Source organism: Candidatus Symbiopectobacterium sp. NZEC127 (assembly GCF_025962675.1).
Classification (GTDB): domain Bacteria; phylum Pseudomonadota; class Gammaproteobacteria; order Enterobacterales; family Enterobacteriaceae; genus Symbiopectobacterium.
Map to the genome: position 1 here is coordinate 1,076,686 of NZ_JAGFPG010000001.1, position 25,239 is coordinate 1,101,924.

The following is a 25,239-nucleotide window of genomic DNA, read 5'->3' on the forward strand; positions in this document are numbered from 1 at the left end:
GCGGCGCAGCGGTTACATGTGTACCTTCATCCCGGCACCTAGCACGCGCCCGTGTCCCACGGTGACCACGTTCACACCGGGCATGTAGCTTATGCCGGTGTACTGCGGCCGCTCATTGGTCAGATTCTGTGCAAACAAGTACACATCCAATGACGGAAACTCTAACCCGGCCCTGAGATTGAGCTGGCGATAAGCAGGCAGCGTAAAATTGTTATCCACATTCGCCTCACGCTGAGCGATAAATTGGTGCTGTGCCAGCGCAAACAGATTGGCGTCCGGGATCCCCAACGCGGCAGCCGAGTCGTAATAGGCCAGGGTCAGCGAAGTGGTAAAACGGGGAACGGCAGGAACACGATAACCATCGCGCGCGCCGGTTTTATCCGCCACACTGGTGGATACGTTGCGCAACGCTGCATGAGTGAACCCGACACCGCCACCAAGCCGCCAGTGCTCCGCCACTTGCCATCCGCCTTCCAACTCCGCGCCATAGCTTGCTGTATCGATGGACTGTGGTGTGAAGACCATCGAATTCTTCTCTTTGGCAAACAAGTGCTCGTTGCGCACCTGGTTGTAAAACAGCGCCAGGTTCCATTCGCCACGCCCACCATCGACGCGATTCTTGCTGCCAACTTCATAACTCCACGACGAGGACGCCTGATAGGGGTCGTCACGCATACCGCTGGGCGCATTATTGGTGAAGTTGGGGAAGCCCCCGCTTTTGGCACCGCGCGCCACGCTGGTATACAGCATGGCATCACGAGTCAGTTGATAGTGTAGCGCGGCGCGTCCGGTCACCATGTCATATTGCAATCTTCCTTGCTGATCGAAGGCGGCAACGTTACCGAGGTGACCATTGTTTTGAAACTGAGCGTGATAGCCCTTGCTGTCGTGGGTGTAACGTAACCCCAGCGTGCCCTTCAATTTTTCGCTCTGCGTCAGCGCAGAGGTCAGTTCGCCAAACAGCGCGTAGCTGTCCGTTTGATAATCGTTATGGCGCACCCCGTTAATCATTGAACTGTCGCCGCTCGGTGCCAACATCGAGGTCGTGGTGTAATCGCTCATCAGACGGTAGTCGTCGTGCAGGTAGTTAATGCCACCGACCCACCCCACCCGCGCCTTATCCAGGCTGCTCAGCCGCAGTTCCTGATAGAAGCTACGCTGTTTTTCGTCGTAGGTACTCCAGTCAAGTGCAGGTAGAAATGCTGCGCTGGGCTGGTTAAACCAGGTTCCGTAGGTGAGTGCTTCGGAATTGTTGGTCAGGTTGTCAAAATCATAGCGATTCAGTGCGGTAATCGAAGTCACTTGCAGAGCGCTCAACGCGCGAGTGGCGGTCAGCGACAGCGCACCGGTGTCCCGATGTGCCCAGCCTTTGGGATCCAGCGCCACTGCGGGAAAGTTCGGCGTACCTTGCAGCACAAAATTGGAGGGGGTCAGACGATCGCGCCCATAGCTGAATGCCAGCACCAGTTGGGTGATGTCATCGGGCGTTGCCAGCAGCGTGGTGCGCATTGCACCGTTCTGCTCTCGCCCCATCCATCCTCCGACCTGATTACGCACGTCACCGCCCTGATCGGCGTAGGCGGCAGAAAAACTGCCTTTCAGCGTGTCGTCACGCAGCGGGCCGGAAAACGTCAACTGCCCGAGATTCTGGGAACGTCGATCCAGCGCGCCTTCCGCACGCAGCGTGTGCTGTGCGTCATCGCCTGGTTGACGCGTAATGATATTGATGGCTCCGGCCTGGGCATTACGCCCAAACACGGTGCCCTGCGGTCCGCGCAGCACTTCAATGCGCTCAACGTCGAGAAAACGCAAGTCAGAGCCAAACAGTGGCTGCGGTACGCCATCAATATAGGTCACTACCGAGGTATCATCGTGCCCGAGCGGCTGCGCCAACGTACCGACGCCCCGCATGGAGAGGTGCGTGGAACGCCCATCGCCCAGTGCGCTCATGCCCGTGTTCGGCACATCGCGTATCAGCCGGGCAATATCATCGATACGGCGGTCTTCGAGCATTTGTTTGTCGAACACGCGCAAACTGAGCGGTACGCGCTGGGGATCTTCTTTGATCTTGCGCGCAGTAACCCAAACGACGCTGTCATCTTCCGACGCCGTAGGGGTTTGCTCGGCATCGATCGGCATCGCGGCCACTGCCCCACACATCAGGGAGCCAACGCTTGCGCACAGCGCAAATTTTACCCGCTTGTGACAAAGGTACGTATTGTTCAGCATGTCTATCCTCAGCGCAGCAAAAAAAACGAAATGATAATTATTTTCGGTGCGAAGAGTGTATGAGGAGGTCCGATGCCGCCACAGCGAACTTAACTATGAGAAAAGCCAAAACAGCTGTGACTGGAGCCAGCATCAGGCATTTAACGCATCACGAGGGCAACGACCAAACTTGCGACGGTAGGCGGTAGAGAAATTGCTGGGATGCTGATAACCGACATAATAGGCGGCCTGCTTCACCGTCCATCCTTCCGATTCCAGCCCTTTTCGGGCACGCATCAGCCGCTGCTCACGCAAGAAAGAAAACACCGATTGCCCCATCACCGCATTGAATTTACTTTTAAGCGCACTGATGCTGATCCCGGCTTCACGCGCTAAATCGCACAGGCAGTGATTGTTATCCAACTGCGCGAGCAGCTTGTCGCGGACTTTGAGAATGCGCACCGTATCCCGACAGGGTGCGGCATAGGGCATCAAGGACGGTGTCTGTTCTGCGGCGTGCAACCCCTGCGCCAACAGATCCAACACGCAGCTATGAATATGTAAACGTCCAGGCACACAGCTGTCGCACAGGGTAAACAGGCTTTCGGCCAGCGTCAGGGTGTGATGCGGGACCATAAAACTGTAAATACCTTCATGCTGTAGCAAGCGTTCAATCTGCTGAGCCAATTCGCTATCGACAATACGCCGTGGTGCCGCCTGAATAACCAGACTCCGGCTATGATGACCACGCGGATTGCGGCACCAGAGGCGGAGCGGGCTGCGCGCGGCAATCACTTTGGCCACGCCAAGCTCCATCACCAGCATGCTGCCGTCATCCAGATAATAATTTGGCGTATCCCCGTCCAGGGTTAACAGAATGGTCAGACACTGTTTGAGCGTGGCGCTGCGATAATCTTCCTCACGGGTAGTGATGTCGTTAAGACAAAGATCGATCCCATACGGCAACGTCACGGCCCGAAGCGTGCCCTCAAACGTTACCTCATGGGCCGGGCTTTTTTCTGCCACGACCATTTCACATTCGTAGTCCCAATGGCGTGCCAAATCGCTTAATTGTTTTAGCGATGAGAGATTCTGTACTGATGACATGTAACCCTTCCTCCAGTCCCTCGACGTTGCATCCTTACCGCGTTTTTTGCTGGAAGACCAGATAAGGCGCAATACTGTCCAACTTTTCCTGCGTTTCAGTGAGTTCACGTATGGGTGATGACTGTGCAATCACCCCGGCACCGGCCTGTAGCCAGCGCTGATGGCTATCCTGAAACGCTGAGCGCAGCACCAGCGCCGCTTCAAAATGCGTTTTACCGTCTAACCAGAGTATGGCTCCGGAGTAAAGTTCACGCGGGGATGATTCCAGTCGCGCAATCGCCGACAGCGCGGCACGCTTTGGCACGCCCGTGGCGGTTATTGCGGGGAACAGAGCATCAAAGGCATCCCATGCGTCCTTTCCGTAGCCCAATTCACCGCTGACGCGCGATCCGAGGTGCTGCACGTTGCCGCGCTGGCGTACCGACATTAAATCATTGATAACCACGCTCTCCGGCTGACACAGTCCTTTCATCTCTTCTACTGCCGCTCTGACCGACATCACGTGCTCAACAATCTCTTTGTCGTCGCTTAAGGAATGGCTCAGCAATGCGTTTGATGTGGCAGCGTCTTGATGCTGGACGCAAGTGCCCGCCAGCGTATCGGTGCTCACCCTGTCCTGCTCGACGGACATCACCAGCTCAGGACAAAAACCGACGGCTTCACGGTCCCCCTGCTTCAATAAAAACGTGCGTACCGGCGTATTGGCCTGACGTCCGCGCAGCAGCGTTGCTGCCATATCCACGGGTTGCTTGAGCGGCATGACCCGCGCCAGGATCACCTTGCTGTAATGGGCATCGTGAATTTCTTCAATCGCCTGGCACACGCGCTGGCAGTAGTCGCCCTGATCGCAGGCGAGTTCGGCAATGTGCGCCAGTCTGGCATCCCCCCCTCGACGTTTCGCCACGGTAGCCGCGCTCAGCACCCAGTCAGACAATTGCCGGCAACGCTGTGCATCCTCCGCCAACACCGTGACGCCGTTGTCGCAAAAGATCAGCTCCTCACGCGGCACAATCAGATTCAACACCGGCCAGCGACCCGGTTTGTAACCTTGTTCCTGAACACAAAGCGCGTAGTGAAACCCCGCCTCGCCGTAGATACGCAGATTTTCACCACCGTGTTCGGCTTGAAAGCGACGGGCGTATTCCGCCGGCGATCCCTTGACGCGTGTGGTATTAATGCCGTTATCGGTAATGGTGGTCGCCTGCTCGCCGGCAGCGTCGACGGTCAGCGATGCCCGCTGCCCTAACGCAAGATACCAGCAGGATTGACGCTCGTAGACATAATGGTCTTCCCCTTTCAATTGGTTGAGCATCTCTGCAATGATTGGCAGCGTTTGAGCCTCAGGCAAAATCAGATGCCGTCTGCTGTGATATCCCATCATGATTGCTCCTTTACCTGTTCCCTTACGCGACCGATAATGCGCGCCGTTAGCGCCTGTTTATTGATTTTTCCCATTGGGGTAAGCGGCAATGCTTTCACCACGCTCAGCGCGTCGGGCCATCGGGATACGGGTACGCCCTGCTGTTCCAAAAACGCACACAAATCTGCCAGCAACAGCGAGCGTTTGGCGACCACCACCGCATGCACCGTTTCATCCAGACCGGCCACCACGGCCACGTCACGCACATCAGGATGCAAGCGCAGCGCATCCTCGATGTCGCCAGCACCCACGGACTCACCGTGGCGATTAATGGTTTCCTTGATGCGCCCTTCGACGCACAGATTGCCATCCGGTAAACGTCGAACCCGATCGCCACTACGGTAAAAACTCTCAGACGTGAACGACTGCGCGTCTCCAGCGCGGGCACGGAAATACCCTCGAATCGTATAGGGTCCGCGAACCCATAGCTCTCCGGTGTGACCGGGGGAAACGGCACTCCCGGCGGGGTCCACAATGCGAATATCATCATCCTCACACAGCGGCCTCCCCTGTGTGGTGAGGATGGTGTGTGGCGTGTCGTCCAGCCGCGTCAGGGTGATTAACCCTTCCGCCATGCCAAACACCTGTTGCAATTGGCATCCGAAACGATTCAGCATTGCACCAGCACGAACGGCATCAAGTTTGGCACCGCCCACCTGAATCAGGCGCAGTGAACGCAAATCAGGGAGTTCACTGTCAAGCGCCTCCAGCCAGCATTGACTTAACGAAGGCACCAGCGCGGTGAGCGTGACACGAAAACGGGCAATCGCGGCGAAAGCATCTTCCGGTGCAGGCGTGGCAGGAACCACCACGCAGCCACCGCGCGACCACACCCCTAACGCGCCGGGACACGCCAGCGAAAAATTGTGCGCCATCGGCAAAACGGCCAAATAGCGATCCCGTTCGCTCAGCGCACACAGTTCAGCACAGCGCTGAAAGTTATAGCCATAATCTGCATGGGTGCGCGGAATCAGTTTCGGTATGCCGGTGGTTCCGCCTGACAGCAACAGCAGCGCAATATTGCCCGCGTCATCCCCAGACGGCGGTGAAGCGATCATCGCCTCCTGGCAAAAACAAAAGCGATCCGTTTTGCCACTGAAGAGTGTACGGCAGCCGTGCTCAGCCAGTTGCGTTGTTAACGCATGGTTCTCGCTCTGGCACAGGCTTGCGCTGCCCAGGTAGCGCCGGGCTCGCGCCTGCGCCGCCACCTGAACGACCGTTTGGGTGCACAGTGTCGGCACCACCAATACCGGTACGGCCCCCATCAGCAACAACGCAAACAGGGCGACGGCGAAATCAGCACCGTTTGGCAACTGCACCAACACCGTGTCGCCAGGAGACACCCCCTGTTGCCTGAGCATGGTGGCAAAACGCCTGCCTTGACCCATCAGTTTCCAATAAGGCCACGCGTGCCCTTCGGCAATCAAGGCGGTGTGTTCGCTGTAGGTCTGTTGCCAGCGGATGATGTGGGTTGATAACGTATCCGCTTGCCAGTAACCCGCATCCTGGTAGCGCTGGGCGATTTCCGGCGGCCAGGCAAGCGGCGGCGGCAATCGCCGGGCATCAGTATCGTGTAAACGGGTATCGGTCTGATAAGCATCCTGCGCATCGTTGTTATGCATAAAGCACCCCGGCCTGAGCGGTGAGACGTTCTGCGCGCAACCCCGCTTCCTGCGCAAGTTCCGCCAGACTAAATGTGTGCCAGACGCTCTGATTACGGATCACCTGCGCCGGACAGGGTCCGCCGCGCACCGTCCAACAGGACGTCAGCAGCATAGTATCGTCTGGCCCCGGTTCCCCTTGCAATGATGCGGTGTAATGCCGTTTACCCACCGTTTCACAAGCGAGCGGAAAGGCCGGCAACACGATCGGTTTTTCCAGCGGCAGCAGTTCTACAAAAATCGGGGCCCCCGCCGACAGGCGCGGTAACAGTAGCTGCCAGAGCTGCTGACGTTTTTCCCGGCACATATGCCCCAATACGCCATAGGCCACCACGGCGCCCAGTTTTTCCGGCAGGTGCAGTTGATCCACGGGCTCAGCGACCACGGTCACTCGCTGACGCAGATGCGGATCGTTGATAACGCGGTGCATCAACACGGCGCGCATGGCCGGAGCCGGTTCCACCGCCAAAATGTCGCACTGCGGCACGCTGTCGGCAATGGCCGCGACCGTACGCCCGGTTCCCGCCCCGAGATCCAGGATCGGTTCGCCGTTTAAGGTAGTGGCCGCCAGGCGTTCTCGCAGCACGGTATCGCCTTCTGAATGCGCTCTGGCCACCAGGTCATAATATTCCGCTACGGGTGAGTAGAAATCGTCCATCGTTTTATCCTTTTGTGCACGGGGTGAGCGAGGACAGAAACGCCTGTTGCACGGCGTTAACCACCGCGTCGCGTTGCTGATTGATAAAGAAATGGTCGCCGGGGAAAATATGCACCTGACACGATGCTGAGGTGTAATCGGCCCAGGCACAGGCTTGCTCGGCGGGAAGATCGGGATCGTCCCGTCCGGCGAGCACATCGATCGGACAACCAATCACCGGCGTGTCATGAGGTCGATAATTTTCGATCAAGCGATAGTCGCTGCGAATAATCGGCACCAGCAGCGCAGCCAATTCCGGCGATTCCACCAGCGCATTATTGCGCGGATTCAAACGACGCAGTTCGGCCAGAATATCGCTGTCGCTACTGCGATGAACGGCGCTGTCGCGCGGGTGATAACGGGGTGGTTGCCGACCTGAGACAAACAGATGTCGCGGCGGCATGCCCTGCGCTTCCAATCGCACCGCCAGCTCATGCGCAATCGCGCCGCCCATACTGTGCCCCAGCAGCGCGTAGGGCCGGGCCGCGATGTCGCGTTGCAACTCGGTCATCAGCGTGTCCAGCAGGCGTGACATATCATCGATGGTCGCTTCGTTAAAACGATCTTCTCGCCCTGGATATTGCACGGCGGCAACGGCGATCTGCGCATCAAACAGCGTTGACCAGGCACGAAACGCGCTGGCTCCGCCCCCGGCATAGGGCAGACAAACCAGCAGCGGTTGCAACGCCGTGGGCGGAGAAAAGAAACGTAAGAAGTGACGGGTCATTCGGCCTCCTGTCGGCACAGTTGCTGACACAGCGCCACCACCGGCGGCGCATCGGGTTCAATCAGCGCGGGGGGACCGAGCAGGGTTGAAATCTGGTGCCAACTGCGCGTGACGCTCAATGCCCAGGCGGATTGGCTCTGCGCCAGCGCCGGGTTTCCGATGCTGGCAATAAACGCATCCAACGCCCGGTTGATCGCCTGCGGCCATTGGGTATCGAACACGGCGCGAAAGGTGTCAGGCTCACTGCCCGGCAGGGTGCTGCTGCTCAGCGCCGCCAGACGTTCTGTGCCCGGCCCGTCCAACACCAGACGATGCGTGGCATCACGGTGCGTGTGCAAGCGCGGCTGCCACAGGGCGGGACCGTGCGTATCCGCCAACGTCAGAACACCGCCTTCCGTCGCCAGCGACATGCGATGCAGCAGCAACGCGTGGTTATCGGCATCCCCCGGATGAATTTGGTTTTGCACGCGCAGGGTTACCGGTACACCGCCGATATCCCCCTGAAGCGTGGTGTAGGGGCCGGTCTGTGCAGGCTGTGACAACGTCAATCGACAAGGTTGCAAACGCCCCAGCGCCCGCGCCGCCATATCCAGCCAGGGATACAGCACTTGTGCGCCGCATACTCCCTCCAAATAAGCGATCGGCTGCTGCTGGCGCAGCAACGTCGCGGCCTGCAAGAAACGCATCACCGCGCGCACGTGGGGATAAAACGCATTGACGTCATAGCGCACGCGATGCTGATGCGCGGTACGAAAACAGTGCGCCAGCTCATCCGGGTGCAGTGGATGCTCCTGCAAAACATGGATCCCCCGGCGCAACAGCGCACACGCTACCTCCGCGCCGCTACCGCCGGACACCCCTGCGCGTACCACCACGCAGGCCAGGGTTACCGTCTCCGGCAGCGCCTCTACCGCGTGATAATGCGCGATACCCATCTCACGTGCGCAGCGTGCGGAAGCGTCAGAACCGCGCGACAGGATCCCCACCAGTTCAATGTCCGGGTGCAGCGCCAACGCGCGCAGATAAAATCGACCAAACGCGGTGCCGCACACCACGGCCTTCATTTTGGTGGTCATAATCTTCCCTCTTCGAGACGTTCATCGGGCAGGTATTGGCGAATCTGCGTGCCCGGATGCAGACGGACAACGTCGTTAAAGGTTTGTGTCGCCATCAGGACGTCATCCGCAAAATGCACGCCGGGGGAAATGTCACCGCGTAATAACGCATTCACCGTGCTCACCGTGACGGCGGCGGTCAACGCCGCGCTGCTGTCGGTAGAGATCACCGCTCGGCGGCGCGGTTTGTTATGGGGGAGAAGATCGAACACCAGTCGGTAATAGGGCGAGTGCCCCAGCAGATCGAGCTCACTGGCCTGCTCAACCTGCGCCACCGCCTGCGTCAGGCGTTCAGCATTGTTCACCCAACCGCGCAGACCGGTCAGCGTCTCACGCAAGAAGCTTCCGCTAAACACGTTATACCAGCGCAACTCGCGCAACTGATGGCGTGTTGCCAGACGCTCTGCATCGCTGCTGAGAAACGGCAGCAGCGTCACTTCGCCGGGGAAATGTGCCAAATCATTGCGCAATTCTGTCGGTAACCGGCGCAAATGCGGCTCCCCCTTAACCCAGAAGGCGCTCGATTCGCCATACCAGTAACTAGCGGCCGCTACCGTGCCGTACTGATCGTTAACCGATAGCACCAGATCGCCCGCTGCGGCACCGCGCACACTTTCACGCCCTCCGCTGTAAACGGTAATGGCATCATCAGGCAGCACGCCCAGCCAGTCAGGAATCAAATTGGCTAACCCCGGCAACATGCCTGCCGAGAGTACTGCGGTCCAGTCCCGTGCGCTGGTCGGTGTTTGTTGCAGCAAATGCCATACCGGGGCATCGCCGGACACATCAATATAATGAGCACCGGCCCGAGCGGCACTGCGCGCAACCCGATCCAGCACCAGATAAGATGGCCCCGCACAGTTCACCACCAGCGCGCATCCCTGACTGAACGCATCCAGCGCCTCTTGCTGATAGAGATCGACCACCTGAGCGTGCGCGTTGACCTGCTGCGCCAGCGCGTGCAAGGCCTCAGGCTGTCTGGCACCGAGGCGCAATGTGTATCCCGCCGCGCCCAGCCAACAGGTAACTTCTCGTCCGATACTGCCCGTCGCCCCCAGAATCGCGATGCAATACCGCTTCACAGCGCCTCCTCCGGGCGAGTGTGCCGTGCGATACAGTTCGCCAGTGACGCCGCATGTGGCTGCGCCATACAACTAAAATGGTCGCCCGGCGTGTCCACCACGGTCAGATCGCCAAGGCTCAGACGCTGCCAATAGTCAGTGACATCCTGCGGCGTACCGGGCAACAACGGATCGCTTGCGCTGTTGCGTATTAACAGGGTTTTTCCGGTCCAGGGCGCAGGCTGGTGTTCACCCACGGCGGCCATGCAATGGTGGAACAGCGCGTGGCGCTCGGCAAAGGCTTGCACTTCACCTTCGGGAGCAAAGTAGGCCCCCTGCTCAGCACCGTCGGTCTGCAAGGCGCGCAGTCGCTCATTCAGCGGTTTCATCGCCCATTGACTCAGCGCGTCACCAACGGGCTGATAGGCGTCGGGTAAACGGTCAAATGCACCGGCGGGAATGTGGGAAGGCGTTTCGCACAGCACGTGATGAACCGCCTCAGCCAGCGCCGATTCCGACGGCAAACGCAACGCTTCCAGGCAGGCTCCGTGTGAACGGGCAAACACGTACTCGACCAGACGCACATCCTCCACGCGCGGAGGCTGCCAGGCACTGATCACCACCAATTGTTGCACACAGACGCCGCGCTCGCTGAGCTGGCGAGCCATTTCTGCTGCCAGTAACCCCCCCAGACAGTAGCCGATGAGCGTGAAGCGCTCGCCACGCTCGCACAACGCATCGGCATACTGTCCCGCCAGCCTCACCAACGCTTGCGGCGGCGGTAGCGCCATAAACGCCGCCGGTGAAGGGAGTTCAATTCCGATGCCGCAGGAATAGGCGGATTTATCCAATTCCGGCAGCACGTGACGGTAGGGCTGCATATCGCCACTTCCCGCATGCAACAGCACACAGGGGTGTGATGACACGCCCGCCGTTTCCCATAAGGTCACCAGCGGAACCGGCGTGGATGACGCCGCCGTTTGTTTTTTTTCCACCTGACGCAGTCGCGCAGACAGGGCTTTTAACGTCGGATCTTGCAGTAAATGACGTAGTAAACTGCCCCAGGTCAGGGCGTTGGCTGCGGCGACACGCTCACGCAGTCGGCCAATCATGCGCGACAGCAACAGAGAATCGCCGCCACAGGCATAAAAATCCGCGTCCCGCGTAACAATCTCGGTATCCAGCACCTCGCTCCAGATAGCGGCAATGTCGTGTTCCAGCGCGTCACACAGCGCATCGCCTTGCACCTGCGACGCTGCGGTTGACGCGTGGTTCAACAGCGTTTGCGCCAACGCTGGCCTATCGATTTTGCCACTCGCATTGCGCGGCAAGGCATCCCAAACATGCAGTTGGGTCGGGATCATGTGCGCCGGTAAACGCGTTTGCAGGTACGCCCGCAGGCGCGCATCGCACACACTGGCGCGATCGGTTTTGAACTGAGCAATAAAAACGCCCTGTCCCGACGTTGCCAATGCGCTGTGCGCGGCAGGTGCGCAGTCAAGCAGCGTCGCGCCCGCCTGCTGCAATAAATCGAGCCACTGTTCACGGGTAAAGAAGGTCTGGTCGGTCTCGGCGCGCAGGTCGGTGAACCCGGTCAGCTCGGGGAAAAACTCCATCGACACCAACAGCGGGTAGTTATGACGCCGCACCGGCTCAATGAACACCAGAATGCCGCCCGGTGTCAGCAGTTGCGCCAAACCGGACAGCACCTCGCCCGCGTGCCGCGCATTGTGCAGCACGTTGGCGCACAGGATGACATCCATGCTATTGGCCTGCATCCCCTGCGACGCGGCGGGCAGGTTCATATCGAACAGGCCGTAGTGCATACCGTGGTAGTCAGCAAAGCGTTTACGCGCCTCTGTCAGGAAGAACGTCGACAAATCGGTAAACCAGTATTCGGTACCATAGGCCGCCAGTGCAGGCACCAACTCGCTGGCGGTGCCCGCCACCCCCGCCCCCACTTCCAGTAGGCGCAATGGGCGATCGCACTGCTTGGCAAATTCGGTAATGGCCGCAATGGCGATGGCATTCATACTGCGGCTTGCCACGTTATCACGGTAAGCGGCCTGCGCCGTCGACAGTTCGCCTTGTGGAAACAGCAGCCCGCGTACATCGCGCTCACCGCGCAACAGCCCAGCGAGATCCTCACTGCACGCCCGGATGTAATCCAACGTCAGACTGCCATAGCGGGTACGCTGTTCAAGGCGATCAACCTGTTGCCAGGCATCGTCAAGCGCAGCGTTATCGCTCGGCATCAGGTCACGGTAATGGCCTTGCGCATCGCGCATTAACGCCCGCCCCCCCACCAAGGCATCCAGCCAACGACGCAGCAAGCGTCGATGCGTCTGCGCCACGTGCGTTGCCTGATAGATCTCATCCAGCGAATGGTGAACCTGCTCCGTGCCGAATAACCCATCGGCACGCAATCGGGCTGCCATCGCGAGCATCGCCACCCGGTCCGCCGCCGCCATCAGCGCGGTGAACGCCGGGGCATCCATACCCCGTTCGAGCTGTTGCGCACAGTCGCGGGCGGCGTCTGTCACCGAAATGGCGGCGGACTGCTGTCCGGCAGCGGTTTCGACCACGCCGTGCAGGGTGCCGTCCGTTGTCAACAGCGCGACGCCATCCGCAACCGCCGGATGTTGGCGCAGCGTCGCGGTGATCTCACCCAGTTCCACCCGGTGACCGTGGATTTTCACCTGCTGGTCATAACGGCCCAGAAATTCGATGCGACCATCGGGCCAATAACGTCCTCGATCGCCGGTAAGGTAGCGGCGTTCACCATTGCGAGCGGTAACAAAACGCTGCGCAGTTTTTTCGGCATCCTGCCAGTAGCCGTCAGCCAGACTGGCTCCGGCGATGGCAATCTCTCCCGCCACCCAATCGGGGCGGTCATTCATGGCATCGTCCACAACGTACAGGCGCTGATTGGCGAGCGGCGCACCATAAGGGGCATGAGCCCAGTGCGCCTCCAGCCCATTGACCGGGCAGCACACGGACCAAATGCCCGCTTCTGTGGCCCCACCCAGCGCGAACAGCTCGGCAGATGCCTGCAATGCCGATAGCGATTCATGCAGGCCACGCGGTACCCAATCCCCGGAGACCAGCGCCACGCGCAGCGGTGCCAACGGTTGCTGGACATCGCACAGCATCTGCAACTGCGACGGCACGCTGTTCCACAAGGTGATGTCATGACGCTGGATCTGCGCCGCCCAGTGGGCCGGATCGCCCTGCTGCGCGGCGTGGGGATAGACCAGACGCCCTCCGGCGGCCAGCACCCCGAACAGGTCGTAAACGGCGAGATCGAAGGAGAGATTAGCCAGCGCCAGCATCGCGTCCTGCGCGCCCACGGCAAAGCGGTGGTTGATGTCGGCCAGCGTATTCCAGGCAGCCCGATGAGACATCACCACCCCTTTCGGCGTGCCGGTAGAACCCGAGGTATAAATCAGGTACGCGGGCTGCTCCGGTGCCACCGCCACCGGCGTGAAGGGGTGCGCAGGTTGTTCACCCCGCCAGTCAAGCGCGTTAATCCCTGCGGGAAGCGAGGTGAGATCGTCAGCAATGGCCCACGAAATATCAGCATCCTGCAACATCAGGTCACGGCGTGCTGTCGGTTGCTTCAAGTAAAACGGCACATAGCATCCCCCGCACAGCAGCGTCGCCAACGCGGCCAACGCCTGTCCCCGCCCCTTGTCACAGAAAATGGCAACCCGTTGCGCAGGCTGATGCCCCGCCTGCTGCAACCGTGCGGCCAGTCCGGTGGCCTGCGTCAGCAGTTGCTGGTAGCTCAGTGTGCCATGCTCATCAATCAGTGCGGTTGCCTCGGGACGCCGTTCAGCCTGATCCACCATCCCCTGATGCAGCAACTGGGCCGGATAGGCCCGACAAGACGCATTGGCACGCTGGCGCGCGTGACAAAACGCGGCGGGCAATGACACCGGGCGAACCTGTTGCATACAGCCTTCACCCTCTTCAATCAATCGATTGATCACGCTGCAATACAGATCGAACGCCTGTTCAATCAGGGCGGGAGGAAACAGCGCTTCACGCGAATCCCATGCCAGCAGGATCCCTTCGGGTTGCTCCACCACCTGGCAATCGATGAGCACCTGCGGTGTCTGCGTCATGCCTTGCACAATGTGATAGTGGGCCTTGTTCCCATCGTTTTTTGCGCGTTGCCCCAACGTGCTGGTAAACACCACGGGCATTAACTGGGCCTCCCCGCGGCGGCGAGAACGTTCTCTGAGCAGTTCCAACCCGGAGTAGCTGGCGTGATCCATCGCGTCACACAGGCGCTGGCTGAGCGCACGTAGCTGCTCGCCAAACGGGGCCGTACCTTGTAAATCAACCTCGAGCAGCACGGTGTCGGTAAAATCGCCCAGCACGCGCTGGATATCGGGATGCCGTTGATCGCGACGAAACACGGGCAAATTCAGCGTGAAATGACGCTGTTGACTGTACAGCGCCAGCACTTGCGCAAACGCCCCAAGCAACAGCACGCTCAACGTCACCTGGTGTTCGCCAGCCAGTGAGCCGAGTTGCCTGACCTGGCTCGCCGACAGCAGCCGCTGACGGCGCAGAAACGGCGCATCGGCCGTAGCTTCTGCCAGCGGCAGTTGCGGTGCATCCGGCAGCGCATCAAGGCGCGCCAGCCAATAGCGACGATCGTCTCGATAGCGCTTGCCTTCACGTGCGGCACGCCGCGCAATCACGCAGTCACGAAAGGTAATGTCAGGTACGGGAGGAAGCTGTTCAGGGTTGAACAACAGCAGCGCAAGTTCATCGACCAACAGATAGAGGCTGGCCGCATCCAACGCGATCAGTTCAACGGCCAGCAGCAACTGTGTCTCACGGGCCAACCGGACCGCATGCGCCGCGAACAGCGGCCAGGTGGCGTAGTCGGACGGGGCCGATAACAGGGTATCGCGTAGCCTGTCCACGGCGCGCTGCGCCGGTTCAGCGCCAAGCTGGCGCAGATCGCTGGTGGGCAGCGCAAAATCAGGCACCGTCGACAAGACACGCTGAAAGCCTTCCTCTTTCACCACCACCCGTAGCATGTCATGGCGCACAATCAGTTGCTGCAATGCCTGCTCCAGCCGCGCCGGCTCCAGCGCCGCCGGGAAACTCACCGCGAGAAAACCGCGACACGACAGACCGCCGTAAGCAAAAGCGCTGTGACGCCCCATCAGCCACGCCTGCTGGGTTTCCGTCAGCGGGAATGGCGTAAAGCGACCTTGACGATCGCAGAGCATCGCCTCGCTCTCATTCCGGCTTGCCAGGTAGGCCAACAGCGCAGGCTTGTGTTCGCGCAGCGCCCCTTTCACCGTTTCACTCAAGGTTCCGGCAGGCGCACGAAAGTGCAGATTATTCTCTTCACACCACAGCTCAATGCCCTGTAGCTCCAGCGTGGCAACAAAATCGGCGATATTCATAGCGATCCCTCCTCCATTCGAGCGCGGTCGGCTAAATGCCTTTCAATGCAGGCACACAGACCAGATAAAGTTGCGTCAGAGAAAAACTCCTTTATGGTCAAGTTGATAGAAAATCTTTCACACACCTGAGCCACCAGTTTTGTTCCCAGCAGCGAGTTACCGCCCGCGCGGAAGAAGGAATCAGTGCCCGATGGCGGTGGCCCTTCCACCAGTTGTTGCCACAACGCAGCGACCACATGCTGCAACTCACTGATTTTTTCAGGAAGAGGAGACGTTGAGTGCGGCGGGGACAGCGCTAACTGACGCCTGTCGATTTTTCCGCTGGGGGTCAGCGGCCAGGTGGTCAACGGGGATATTGCCCCCGGAATCGCATAGCCCGGCAAAGTGATACGCAGTTCGTGATGCAGTGCGCTCAAGAGCGCGTTGATCTCTTCTTCAGCGGCATCCATCTGGACAAAAGCGTGCAACCCTGCCGTAGCGCCATCGCCTTGCACCACCGCAACGGCGTGACGTACCTGTGGATGACGCAGCAAAGTGGCTTCTATTTCACCCAATTCAATTCTGTGACCCTGTAACTTAACCTGACTGTCGATACGCCCCAAAAATTCCAGCACCCCGTCTGGTCGATAGCGTCCGCGATCGCCAGTACGATACCAGCGCCACGGGTAATCGCCGTTGAAGTGCAGCGCCGTCAAGCGCGCATCAGCACAATAGCCGCGCGCCACCCCCAACCCGCCAATCCACAGCTCACCGGGCACCCAGTCGGGCGTGTCATTGCCCAAGGCATCCACCACGCGGAAACGTTGATTCCTCAATGGGAAACCGTAGGGAACCGTGTGACACCCTTCCGGTATCGGTGACGACATTGGCCATATCGTGGACCAGATAGCGGCTTCTGTGGCCCCACCCAACGCAAATGCCTGTGCCGACGGCGCGAGCGTGCGCAGCCGTTCACCGCTGTCAGGCTCCACCCAATCCCCCGACAGCAACGCAATACGCAGATTGGGCAGCGTCACCTGTCGCGCACAGGCCAAGGAGTGCAGCATATCGAACAGAGCAGGTACGCTGTTCCATACGCTGACACCGTGGGTAGACATCAGTGTTAACCATCGGTCCGCATCATGATGGGGCGAGTCCTCCACCAACACCAATAATCCCCCCACGCTCAACGCGGCGAAGATATCAAACACCGACAGGTCGAAATCCAGCGCGGAAACCGCCAGAAAGACATCCTGCGCCGAGATATCAAGTTGCTGACACACCGCTTCCAACGTATTGAGCACGTTACGGTGTTCAATCATCACGCCTTTGGGTTCCCCGGTGGAACCGGAGGTAAAGAGCACATAGGCGAGCGCATCGTCCGGCGGAATGATCGGTGCGGTTAACGGCGCGTTGTCGCGCAATGAGGCCAGCGAAAAGGTTGGTAAGGCGAACGAGAGATCGCTGTCGCAGATAACGGCTTTTGCGCGCCCCTTACGACACAGCAGTGCGTGACGCGCGGCGGGATGCGCCTGATTGAGGGGCAGATAGGCCGCCCCGGCCGCAAGGATGCCGAGCAGCGCCACCATGCGATCGCCACCTGACGGCAGGCACAAAGCGACACAATCACCCGCATGAATGCCGCGGTGCAGCAGCCCGGCCGCTACCGTCAGCGCCTGTTCACGCAGCGCGCCGTAGCTCAGGTAGCCATTCACACTATCCCACAGCGCTGGGCGCTCAGGCCACTGCTGCGCCTGACTAAAAAAGGCGTCATGCAGTGCCCGGTGACTTGGCATCGGGCCACCGGTGGTGTTGGCCTGGAGTCGCATCTGACGCTGGGCAACGGGCAAATCCCGAATCGGCGGCGCAAGCCAGTCGCTGCCTGCCAACGCGCGCAGCGTGTGGCAGTACCTGGTAAACATCTGCTCAACCATGTCGGGCAAAAACAGTTCTTCCAGGTAATCCCAACTAAGCAACACCCCATCGGCTAAATCAATCGCCTGATGATCAAGCCACACCTGCGGCGTTTGCGAGCTGGTGTAGCTCGGCCAGGGCACCGCCTTAGCCAATGCATCCGCCACCCCCAGCATACTGGTGAACACCACGGGTGCGGCCTGCATCTCATTGCCTGCCCGCTGCGCCAGCGCACGCTGTACCGAAATGGCGGACACTGAGGCGTGGCCGAGGTCGCGCCACACTTGCTCCTGCAAGCGCTGGGCGTGCCTTAGCCAGCTATCTGCGTTATCGGCGTGATACTCCGCCAGCGTCAGCGAGGTAAAATCCCCCACCACGCGGTTGATGTCGGGATGAAGCGGCTGGCGATCGAACTGCGTCAAGGTGATCACCAACGCTTTTTGCCCACTCCACCGACTCAGCGTTTCCGCAAAGCAGGTCAGGAGCAGCACCGAAGGAGTAATTTGCGCCTGACGCGCGCGATCGCTGAGCTGTCGCCACAGAGCAGGTTCGAGCCGCGCTTCCAACCGACGAAATCGCGGTGTGATGATGGAGGAAGGCACCATGCGTGTCGGCAATGCGGGCGCAGGCGGCAGCGCATCAAACCGCTGTTGCCAGTAGACGATATCCTCTTGCGCCTGCCCCTGCTGCGCACGCCAGCACTGATAATCACGGAATTGTATCGTCAGCGCAGGGAGTTCGGTCTCCGGATTTTGGTAGCATTCAAACCATTCACTAAATAGCGTCAACATGCTTAAACCATCGACAATCAAATTGTCGAACAGCACGGCAAGTCGCGATTTCCCTGCACCATAGTCAATCAGCGTGATGTCATAGAGCCTGCCACTACCGGCAGCCAGAATCTGATGTGCCATTCGGTTTCTCAGCAGCGCCAACTGTGCTGACGCATCCGTCAAATGGCGTAAGTCGTGGTAACGGAAGTAAAAATAGGGAACCTCTTCCATGATGTGCTGTTGACCATCCTCTCCGATGACGCAGCGCAGCATATCGTGCCGAATGACCAACTGGTTCCAGGCGTGCTCAAGGCGCATCAGATCGGCGTGTTGCAGTTCGTATTCGTGGTAGCTTTGGGCGGCGATACCGCCCAGTACGAACCCATCGCGTCGCCCGAGCCAATAGGCCTCCTGCACGTCATTCAGCGGGAACGGGCGATAGCGCTGCGTGGCATCATGGTGCAAACGGATCTGCTGTTCGGGCATCACCTCCCGCAGCGTTGCCGCAAACGCGTGCAGCACCGGCTGACGAAACAGTGACGCCAGCGTACCGTGAAGCCCTTCCTGCGGCAGACGGCTGATTAACCGGGTAGCAATCAGACTGTCGCCGCCCAGCGCAAAAAAGTTCGCCTCACGCGTAACCGAGTCCAGATCAAGCAATGCACCCCACAGCGTTGCCAGCACCTGCTCTGCGCGGCCGACGGGCAGTGCCCCGGCCCGTTCATCACGCAGGCCGCTCAGATAGGACTGCACCTCGTCACCAATTGCCGCTCGGTCAATTTTGCCATTGGCCGTCAAGGGCACACGGGAGATGCGTATCAGATGTTCAGGCACTTCATACGCGGGTAACCACGCCTGTAGCGCCTTTTTGATAGCCGCCATCTCGGTCGTCTCAGTGCACACCAGCGCGGCGGCTACCTGCTGCGAAGGGGCATCGAGTACCACGGCGACCGCTTCATCAACCTCAGGCAGACGCGTTAACGCGCCTTCAATTTCCGCCAGTTCGATGCGATATCCTCGCACTTTGACTTGCCCATCGGTGCGCCCGCAGAAAACCAGCACGCCGTCGTCGCGGTAGTAGGCCCGGTCACCGGTGCGATACCAGGTCGCCCCCTGCCGCACAACAAACTTCTCCGCGCTGCGTTGCGCATCCCCGATGTAACCGTCCGCCAGCCCTGCGCCACTGACCCACAGTTCGCCTTTCACCCCATTCGGGCAATCGCGTTCCTGATCATCCACCACCCGACAGCGCATATTTGCCAACGGCTCGCCATACGGGGCCGCAGGCCACCAGGGTTCATCCGGTGTGACGATGTAGCAGGTGGCATGAATTGCCGCCTCTGTCATACCGCCCAGGGCCGCAAAGCGCGCTTGAGGTGCCAGCGCCCAGACCTGATGCGGCAAGGGGTACAAGATGCGGTCACCGCCCACCATCACCAGCCGCAGTGACTGCGGCAACCCACGGTCATGGGCCGCAATGGTCAACATCTCCACTTGCGCAGGCACAGCGCTGACCACGCTAACCTGCCAGCGCGCCATCAACGCTGCCCAGGCCGCGGCATCACGCCACTGAGGCTCTTCCACCACGGCCAGCGAAGCACCGATGCCAAGGAAGGTGAAAATATCAAAGGCTGACAGATCAAAATCCAGTGCAGAAAGCGTAATGGATCGATCGCTGACGCTGAGATCAAAACGGCGGGCCACGGCATCAATGGTATTGGCAACCGCACCATGGCTCACCACCACCCCTTTTGGTGCGCCAGTGCTACCGGAGGTAAAAATAACGTAGAGCGGCGCATAGCTGGGTTGCATCACGGGCTCTGGCAACGGCGCACAGGCCAGCGCGGTGCTCAGCGCCACCACGGGAAATGCGGCAGGCCAATCGAGGTGCGTCAGGCTCTCATCGTCAGTCAGAATCCAGCGGACCTGGGCTGCCTGGTAAATCTGCACGCGCCGCGCCAAGGGTAACGCGATATTGCAGGGTACATAGCAGCCTCCCGCCGCCAGCACCCCCAACACGCCGACAATCTGCGCGGCCCCCTTGCGGTGGGTGATCGCCACCTTGTCGCCGGGCTGTATACCCTGTTGCACCAGATACGCCGCCACGCTCAGCGCCTGGCGCGTCATCTCACCGTAATGCATCACGCCATGATCGCCCCATACCAGCGCCGTTGCTTGTGGCGCACGTTGCGCCTGAGCAAATACGCGCAGGTAGGGTGCGGTGTGGTTGCCGAAATCCATTGCCGTTTGGTTGATCTGCGCGCGCAGGCGCTGCTGTTCAACGGGCAGCGACAGCGTGATCGGCTGGCACCAGTCAGCCTGTACCAGACTTTCAACCAGATGGCAGTAAGCCGCAAACAGACTGTCGATAACGCCGGGCGGAAACAGGGCTTCCACCACGTCCCACTCCAGCAGCAGGCACCCGTGCGATTCGCTGACTTTGGCATCGAGCCACACCTGTGGCGTTTGTGTCAGCGTATAGTGCACGCGGGGAAACGCATCCGACAGCGCCATCGATGCATCTTTTTCCAACCCCAGTACGCTGGTGAACACCACGGGCATCGTGGCCATGCTTTGGCCGTGATAGCGGGCCAGTTCGCGCAGCACCCGCACCCCCGAGAACTGCCGATGGCTTAGCCCTTCCCCCACCTGCTGTTGCAACTGCATGGCCGCCTGACAAAAATCGCTACCCTGCGCGGTGTCATAACCGAGCAACAGGATGGAGGCGAAATCCCCCACTACACGGTTAATATCGGGATGCAGCGGCTGTCGATCGAACAGCGTAAAGTTCAGCGCCAGCGCAGACTGATTGCTCCAGAACGCCAGCACTTCGCCATAGGCCGCCGCCAGCGCCACGCTGACGGTGATGCCATGCCGCTGTGCCTGTGACATAAAACGCTGCCATGACTCCGCGGGCAACACATAGCGTCTGCGCTGGAAGCGGGGCTTAGCGATGGTCTCGGGCCTCACCGCCAGCGGCAAGGCGGGTGCAGCGGGCAACGTTGCCAGTCGCTCCAGCCAGTAGGACTTAGCCTGCGGCATCAGCGCCGCGCTACACTCCGCCTGCCCACATTGATAATCCCGATAGTGGATGCGCAACGCGGGCAGTGCCGCCGTAGGATTGCAGTACAATGCATCCCATTCGGTGAACAGGATCATGATGCTACGCCCATCGAACATCATACTGTCGAGACTGACCATCAGCCGCTGGCGCGCATCGCCCCCTTGCTGATAATCCACCACATGAATGGAAAACAGCGGCCATTCACGCACATCGTAAACCCGGTGCGACAGCGTATCGCGCCAGGTTTGCAACGCCCCTTCGACATCGTCGCAGGCGCTATGACGTTCAATGCGATAGGGCCGCGTATCGGGCAGCACCTGCTGCTCTCCGGCTTCTGTCACCACCGCACGCAGCATGGCGTGGCGCGCGATCAACTGTTGCCAGGCAGCTTCAAGCCGTGCGACATCCAGCCCTTCGCCATCAAACTCGATATAAAAATGCGAGCCGACGCCGCCCAGCGTCATCTGTTCGCTGCGGCCAATCCAGAAGGCGCGCTGAATGTCACTGAGCGGGAAGGATTTATAGCGTCCGGCCTCGTCGGCAACCAGCGTCGGCAGTGAAACGGCGCTTTCCGCTTGCACGTAATGGCAAAAATCACGCAGTTCAGGGGAAGTGAATAAGGCATGCAACGGCGCGCTCAACTGACGTTCGCGTAGCGCTGCAATCAGCCGCGTGGCAATAAGACTGTCGCCGCCCAGCACGAAAAAATTATCCTCACGGCTGACGTTGTCGATGTTTAGCAGCGTGGCCCACAGCGCGGCAACCTGCCGTTCGATATCGTTTTCAGGGGCGCTGCGCGCGGTGCGTGCCAGAGCTACCTGCGACGCGGCGAGGCGTTCTACACTCGCTCGGTCCGTCTTGCCGTTTTCCGTTACCGGCATCTCGGGCACAACCACGTAGTGTTCGGGAATGGCATAGCGTGGCAGCAGCGGCTGCAACCAGCTTTGCCAGACGCTGGCGCTGTTATTTTCACCGGTAACCAGCGTGGCGCAGAGTTGACGAGCCGCAGGCTCTACCACCGTCACACAGGCGCTGTGAATGGCGGGATGGCGCATCAGCGCGGTTTCCACTTCACCCGGTTCGATGCGGTGCCCGCGTATCTTTATCTGCTGGTCACTACGCCCCAGATAGTCAATGGTGCCATCAGGCCAATAGCGTGCACGGTCGCCGCTGCGATACCAACGCCGCCCTGCACGTTCAACAAACTTTTCTGCTGTGCGCTCCGCATCGTTGCGATACCCCAGCGCCAATCCCGGACCGCTGACCCACAGTTCACCGGCCACCCACGGCGGGCAATCCCGTCCCAAGGCATCAACAATACGGCAATACATGTTAGGCAAGGGCGTACCGAAAGGCACCGTAGTCCAGCGCGGATCGTCGGCATGCAGCACGAAGAGTGTGGAGTGGATTGCCGCTTCCGTCATGCCCCCCAACCCGACAAAGGGCGCGCCCGCCGTGCGCCGCCACCAGCGCTCCGCCAGTGCCACGGGAATACGATCGCCCCCCAGCATAACCAGCCGGGCAGAAGATAATGGCGAGTCTCCGGCTGCTGTGAGAATCATCTCCAACAGCGCGGGTACACAGCTGATGATGCTGACATCATAGCGCTGTATCAGCGCCAGCCATTCATCGGCATCCCGGCGTTGATGTTCGTCAACCACCCCCAGCCGAGCGCCACGGCTCAGGCAGGAGAAGATATCGTAAGCGGAAAGATCGAAATCGAGCGCCGACAGCGTGATGGTGCAATCCCTGGGCGTGACAGTGAAATGCGTATCGACCCCGTCCACGGTATTCGCCACCGCACGGTGCGAAACCGCGACGCCTTTCGGCTCGCCGGTGGTACCGGAAGTGAAGATGACATACATCGCCTGCTGCTCATCCACCTCGACCGATACCGCAAGCGGCAACGCCTGCAACCCTTGCACCAGCGGGAACACCGGGATACCCCGCGGCCACTCAGGCTGATAGGCGCTGCGCGAGTCACAAAGCACCAGCGCAACATTCGCCAGGCGGTATACGGCTTCACGCCGCGCCAGCGGAATATCGATACCGCAGGGAACGTAAGTTGCGCCCGCGGCCAGGGTGCCTAACACCGCCATCACCTGCTCCGGCCCTTTCCCCATGCTGATGGCGACGCTATCACCCGTTTTGATGCCCTGCTCCTGAAGAAAACGGGCGATGCACAACGCGTTTTGTGCCAATTCGCCATAGTGCAGCACGCCGTGCTCACCCCACTGTAAGGCGATGGCATCGGGTTCTCGCTCGGCCTGCATAAAAAATCGGTGCAGCAGCGTCGGCGCACCGGCGGGTTCGGCAGCCTCCGGCGGCCAGGGCGCTACCGGTTGCGGCACCGGCAGCGGGCGCTGCCAGCACGTTATATCGTCAAGTAGCGCGAGCACCTGTTGCTGAAACGCATCGAACATGGCATCAATCACGCCGGGTGCAAACCTATCAGTGCGCACATCCCAATTGAGCATGATGCCGTTCAGGTATTCCGTAGCCTGTGCGTCAATCAACACCTGCGGCCCCTGAGAAACCGACCACACGGGTTCCCCTAACACTGCGCGCACCTGGGGTTCGAAGAGATCGCCCAGTGCCAATGCGCTGGTAAACACCACCGGCGCCAGGCTGGCATTGCTCTGTTGCTGCCGCGACAGATCGCGTAACACGTCAACGCCACTCCACGCCGTATGCGCCAGCGCCCGGTGAAGCTGAGTTTGCAGTTGACGCGCCTGCTCGACAACGTTCACGGCGCTGCCCGGCTCAACGCTAATCAGCACCGAGCTGGAAAAATCCCCCACCAGCCGATCGGCATCGTCTATCTCTTCATCGCGGGAAAATACCGGCAAATTCAGCAGAAAGGGAGTACCGCCGCTCCATAGACCAATACACTCGCTAAAGATCGTCGCCAGCACTACCGGGACAGTCAGACCGGATTGGTGACTCATTGTCGTCAATTGCTGCTGCTGCGTATTGTTCAGCCACAGGTGACGTCTTTCTGTCACCGGTGCCGTTTTCTCTGAGGGCTGAAGGGGCAAGGCGGGGGATGCCGCCAATCGGGATAACTGGGTTTGCCACCATGCTTTGTCCTGCTCACGGCGGCATTGATGCTTTTCTTGCCAGCGTTGCTGGTAAGCGCGATAGCTTGACGTCAACCGGGGTAATGCATAATCCGGTTGGCGATAACCTTGTGCCAACTCGCGCAGCAGGATACGCAGGCTGGCGGCATCGCCGGCTATCATATCCAAATCGATATGCAGCCGACTGTCGCCCGTTGGCAGCAGCGATAGCGCCAACATCAGCGTTTCGCCATTGGCGATATCCAACTGCTGATGGGTATAGCGCTGACGCAACGCGGCCAGACGCGCCTGACATTGCTCCGCAGACAGCTCACGCAAATCATTGATCTGTAGCTTGCAAGGGCTATCCGGCGCAATGTGCAGACGCGAGTCCTCGTCAATACGCAACCGCAGCATGTCATGCCGTTGAATCAGGCGGCTCAGCGCGCTCGCCAACGGTTGCGGATCGAGCGCTTTGCCGTCCAGCTCGGCATAAAAATGGGCGCTTACGCCCCCAAGTTGCTGCCGCTCATTACGCCCAATCCAAAAGGCGTGCTGCATGGTGGCAAGTTCGAACCCCGGCGTATCGCACGGCTGAGTATTCGCACCGGCCACCGCGCAAAACTCGCCAGCAGCAGATACCACCTCGCGCCACTCTTTTACGGTCCGTTTATCAATAAAATCCGAGAACGTCACGGCGATCCCCTCGCGCCGTAACCAGGTCGCGGCACGCATGGTGCGCATCGAGTCCATTCCATGGTGCATCAGATTCCTGTCGTCGTGTAATGCTGCTTCGGGAACGTCGAGTATCCTGCTCAATAAAGGGATCAACAGCGCATCCTTTTTGGCCATCTGGTTCACTCTCCTTTTGCTTGCCGAAGTCCAACTCCGGCTTGACTCACTGACAGAGACCTATGATGTTTATTTATTGCGGCCAAGATCATGTTTTATAAGCTATGCCAAAAGACATTCATCTATGCGTTGAGCCAAAATAACGGCAACGTTGAGATTTCTGCATTCAG

The 25,239-nt window shown here is 59.7% G+C and carries 10 protein-coding genes; all 10 read right to left on the minus strand.

Translation table 11 applies throughout. From position 1 onward, the window contains the following. Positions 1-12: 12 nt before the first annotated feature. The 10 genes from J5069_RS04985 to J5069_RS05030 all read right to left on the minus strand — a co-directional run bounded on the left by J5069_RS04985 (position 13) and on the right by J5069_RS05030 (position 25,069). On the minus strand, positions 13-2,229 hold the full coding sequence (locus tag J5069_RS04985) for a TonB-dependent receptor (RefSeq protein WP_264642811.1): 2,217 nt from the start codon (positions 2,227-2,229) through the stop codon (positions 13-15). 132 nt (positions 2,230-2,361) lie between these two features. Continuing rightward, positions 2,362-3,315: a helix-turn-helix domain-containing protein gene (locus J5069_RS04990; RefSeq protein ID WP_264642812.1), complete on the minus strand. Its 954-nt coding sequence runs from the start codon at positions 3,313-3,315 to the stop codon at positions 2,362-2,364. A gap of 34 nt (positions 3,316-3,349) precedes the next feature. Continuing rightward, complete coding sequence (locus tag J5069_RS04995; RefSeq protein WP_264643730.1) at positions 3,350-4,693, minus strand: salicylate synthase; 1,344 nt, start codon at positions 4,691-4,693, stop codon at positions 3,350-3,352. Further along, positions 4,693-6,357, minus strand: a complete 1,665-nt coding sequence (locus J5069_RS05000; RefSeq protein ID WP_264642813.1) for a (2,3-dihydroxybenzoyl)adenylate synthase — start codon at positions 6,355-6,357, stop codon at positions 4,693-4,695. The genes J5069_RS04995 and J5069_RS05000 overlap by 1 nt, the downstream gene beginning before the upstream one ends. Then, positions 6,350-7,054 (minus strand): class I SAM-dependent methyltransferase, encoded by a 705-nt coding sequence (locus J5069_RS05005; RefSeq protein WP_264642814.1) that lies wholly within the window; start codon positions 7,052-7,054, stop codon positions 6,350-6,352. Before J5069_RS05005 ends, J5069_RS05000 begins: the two co-directional genes overlap by 8 nt. Positions 7,055-7,058: 4 nt before the next feature. Next, positions 7,059-7,820, minus strand: coding sequence for a thioesterase II family protein (locus J5069_RS05010; protein ID WP_264642815.1), 762 nt, complete (start codon positions 7,818-7,820; stop codon positions 7,059-7,061). After that, positions 7,817-8,896, minus strand: a complete 1,080-nt coding sequence (locus J5069_RS05015) for a Gfo/Idh/MocA family oxidoreductase (RefSeq protein WP_264642816.1) — start codon at positions 8,894-8,896, stop codon at positions 7,817-7,819. The genes J5069_RS05010 and J5069_RS05015 overlap by 4 nt, the downstream gene beginning before the upstream one ends. Beyond that, positions 8,893-10,017, minus strand: a complete 1,125-nt coding sequence (locus J5069_RS05020; protein ID WP_264642817.1) for a saccharopine dehydrogenase NADP-binding domain-containing protein — start codon at positions 10,015-10,017, stop codon at positions 8,893-8,895. Before J5069_RS05020 ends, J5069_RS05015 begins: the two co-directional genes overlap by 4 nt. After that, positions 10,014-15,428, minus strand: a complete 5,415-nt coding sequence (locus J5069_RS05025; RefSeq protein ID WP_264642818.1) for a non-ribosomal peptide synthetase — start codon at positions 15,426-15,428, stop codon at positions 10,014-10,016. Before J5069_RS05025 ends, J5069_RS05020 begins: the two co-directional genes overlap by 4 nt. Beyond that, positions 15,425-25,069: a non-ribosomal peptide synthetase gene (locus J5069_RS05030; protein ID WP_264642819.1), complete on the minus strand. Its 9,645-nt coding sequence runs from the start codon at positions 25,067-25,069 to the stop codon at positions 15,425-15,427. The genes J5069_RS05025 and J5069_RS05030 overlap by 4 nt, the downstream gene beginning before the upstream one ends. Between the last annotated feature and the right edge of the window lie 170 nt (positions 25,070-25,239).

What these genes read in the sequence shown, in the direction of transcription:
- J5069_RS04985 (WP_264642811.1), bottom strand. Translation starts at nt 2,229, where the DNA reads ATGCTGAACAATACGTACCTTTGTCACAAGCGGGTAAAATTTGCGCTG.
- J5069_RS04990 (WP_264642812.1), bottom strand. Translation starts at nt 3,315, where the DNA reads ATGTCATCAGTACAGAATCTCTCATCGCTAAAACAATTAAGCGATTTG.
- J5069_RS04995 (WP_264643730.1), bottom strand. Translation starts at nt 4,693, where the DNA reads ATGGGATATCACAGCAGACGGCATCTGATTTTGCCTGAGGCTCAAACG.
- J5069_RS05000 (WP_264642813.1), bottom strand. Translation starts at nt 6,357, where the DNA reads ATGCATAACAACGATGCGCAGGATGCTTATCAGACCGATACCCGTTTA.
- J5069_RS05005 (WP_264642814.1), bottom strand. Translation starts at nt 7,054, where the DNA reads ATGGACGATTTCTACTCACCCGTAGCGGAATATTATGACCTGGTGGCC.
- J5069_RS05010 (WP_264642815.1), bottom strand. Translation starts at nt 7,820, where the DNA reads ATGACCCGTCACTTCTTACGTTTCTTTTCTCCGCCCACGGCGTTGCAA.
- J5069_RS05015 (WP_264642816.1), bottom strand. Translation starts at nt 8,896, where the DNA reads ATGACCACCAAAATGAAGGCCGTGGTGTGCGGCACCGCGTTTGGTCGA.
- J5069_RS05025 (WP_264642818.1), bottom strand. Translation starts at nt 15,428, where the DNA reads ATGAATATCGCCGATTTTGTTGCCACGCTGGAGCTACAGGGCATTGAG.
- J5069_RS05030 (WP_264642819.1), bottom strand. Translation starts at nt 25,069, where the DNA reads ATGGCCAAAAAGGATGCGCTGTTGATCCCTTTATTGAGCAGGATACTC.